Raw genomic sequence first — 943 nt, 5'->3', positions numbered from 1 at the left:
TGAACTGACCCCCGAATGTTGGACACCTATCTCACCGGAGGGTGTTCCATGACGAAATACAACCTGGCGCTCAAACAGGCACTCATCGAAGAGTGCCTTTCTGCTCCTAGCATTCATGAAGTGGCGCTAAAGCATGACCTCAGTCCATCGATGCTACGTCGGTGGGTAAAGGGCTATGAAAAACACGGCGCAGCCGGTTTAAGTGCCAAGTACAGCCGCTACGATGCCCAGTTCAAATTGAAGGTTTTGCAGTGCATTGAGCAAGAAGGATTGTCTGCCCAGCAAGCCTGCATCCAGTTTGATATTCGTGGTCCAAGTAGCATCAGGCAGTGGAAAAGGTTGTATGATCAAGGCGGAGTTGAAGCACTTCATCCGCATCATACCCGAGAGTTGAGCATGCCCCGTAAGCCATCGAAAAAAACCAGCGCAAGTCCTCCTACCGCTTCGGATAGCGACCTGACACCCGAGCAAATGCTCGAAGAGCTGGAATATCTGCGTGCGGAGAATGCTTACCTAAAAAAGCTCGATGCCTTGATCCAAGCGGACCCTCGCACTGCGCAGGCGAGAAAACGAAGGCTGTCCAGGGATTGAGGCACGGGCATCGACTCGCTCTGCTGTTACGTGCCGCCGGGCTTGCACGTAGTACCTTTTATTACCAAAGCAAGGTGTTGTTGACTGACAAGCATGCGGCTTTGAAAGAGAGTATCAACAACGTCTATCACGAGCATAAGGGACGGTATGGCTATCGCCGGATCACTGAGACCCTCAAGCACAACGGTCGGATGATTAATCACAAGAAGGTGCAGCGACTGATGCAGCTTATGGGTCTCCAGTCGCTGGTCAGGGCGAAGAAATATCGCTCGTACCGAGGCTCAGAGGGACTGGTTGCGCCTGATCTGCTCAGGCGAGAATTCAAGGCAGGAGCCCCTAATCAGAAATGGGC

2 protein-coding genes are annotated in these 943 nt (G+C 52.6%); both read left to right on the top strand.

Annotation, left to right across the window (positions count from 1 at the left end; all coding sequences use genetic code 11):
* Positions 1-48: 48 nt before the first annotated feature.
* Positions 49-591, top strand: a complete 543-nt coding sequence (locus FS777_RS21235) for a helix-turn-helix domain-containing protein (RefSeq protein ID WP_058606153.1) — start codon at positions 49-51, stop codon at positions 589-591.
* An 80-nt stretch (positions 592-671) separates the two neighbouring features.
* Positions 672-943 (top strand): IS3 family transposase (locus FS777_RS21515; RefSeq protein ID WP_178091312.1); only part of this gene is annotated, 272 nt, incomplete at its 3' end.

The organism is Pseudomonas sp. DE0157, from assembly GCF_007678615.1.
GTDB lineage: Bacteria > Pseudomonadota > Gammaproteobacteria > Pseudomonadales > Pseudomonadaceae > Aquipseudomonas > Aquipseudomonas parafulva_B.
Note: the sequence above shows the minus strand (reverse complement) of the source record. Positions and strands in the feature narration are given on the sequence as shown.